The organism is Kitasatospora sp. MAA4, from assembly GCF_029893355.1.
Lineage (GTDB): Bacteria > Actinomycetota > Actinomycetes > Streptomycetales > Streptomycetaceae > Kitasatospora.
The window spans coordinates 1-1,176 of sequence record NZ_JARZAI010000070.1 but is presented as its reverse complement, the minus strand read 5'-3'; the positions used below and the strand labels follow the sequence as shown (position 1 = coordinate 1,176).

Annotated in this window: 1 rRNA gene; it reads left to right on the top strand. The window is 56.0% G+C overall.

Features of this window, described 5'->3' with window-relative positions:
* Positions 1-1,174 (top strand): 23S ribosomal RNA (locus tag P3T37_RS36980); the annotation flags it as partial.
* Between the last annotated feature and the right edge of the window lie 2 nt (positions 1,175-1,176).

Below are 1,176 nucleotides of genomic sequence, written 5' to 3'. Positions count from 1 at the left end.
CTGAGCTGGGGGTGGCCGCAGAGACCAGCGAGAAGCGACTGTTTACTAAAAACACAGGTCCGTGCGAAGCCGTAAGGCGATGTATACGGACTGACGCCTGCCCGGTGCTGGAACGTTAAGGGGACCGGTTAGTCTAGTTTCGACTAGGCGAAGCTGAGAACTTAAGCGCCAGTAAACGGCGGTGGTAACTATAACCATCCTAAGGTAGCGAAATTCCTTGTCGGGTAAGTTCCGACCTGCACGAATGGCGTAACGACTTCTCGACTGTCTCAACCATAGGCCCGGTGAAATTGCATTACGAGTAAAGATGCTCGTTTCGCGCAGCAGGACGGAAAGACCCCGGGACCTTTACTATAGCTTGATATTGGTGTTCGGTTCGGCTTGTGTAGGATAGGTGGGAGACTTTGAAGCGGCAACGCCAGTTGTCGTGGAGTCGACGTTGAAATACCACTCTGGTCGTGCTGGATGTCTAACCTGGGTCCGTGATCCGGATCAGGGACAGTGTCTGGTGGGTAGTTTAACTGGGGCGGTTGCCTCCTAAAGAGTAACGGAGGCGCCCAAAGGTTCCCTCAGCCTGGTTGGCAATCAGGTGTTGAGTGTAAGTGCACAAGGGAGCTTGACTGTGAGACCGACGGGTCGAGCAGGTGCGAAAGCAGGGACTAGTGATCCGGCGGTGGCTTGTGGAAGCGCCGTCGCTCAACGGATAAAAGGTACCCCGGGGATAACAGGCTGATCTTCCCCAAGAGTCCATATCGACGGGATGGTTTGGCACCTCGATGTCGGCTCGTCGCATCCTGGGGCTGGAGTAGGTCCCAAGGGTTGGGCTGTTCGCCCATTAAAGCGGTACGCGAGCTGGGTTTAGAACGTCGTGAGACAGTTCGGTCCCTATCCGCTGTGCGCGTAGGAATATTGAGAAGGGCTGTCCCTAGTACGAGAGGACCGGGACGGACGAACCTCTGGTGTGCCAGTTGTCCTGCCAAGGGCATGGCTGGTTGGCTACGTTCGGGAGGGATAACCGCTGAAAGCATCTAAGCGGGAAGCCTGCTTCGAGATGAGTATTCCCACCTCCTTGAGAGGGTAAGGCTCCCAGTAGACGACTGGGTTGATAGGCCGGATGTGGAAGCCCAGTAATGGGTGGAGCTGACCGGTACTAATAGGCCGAGGGCTTGTCCTCAG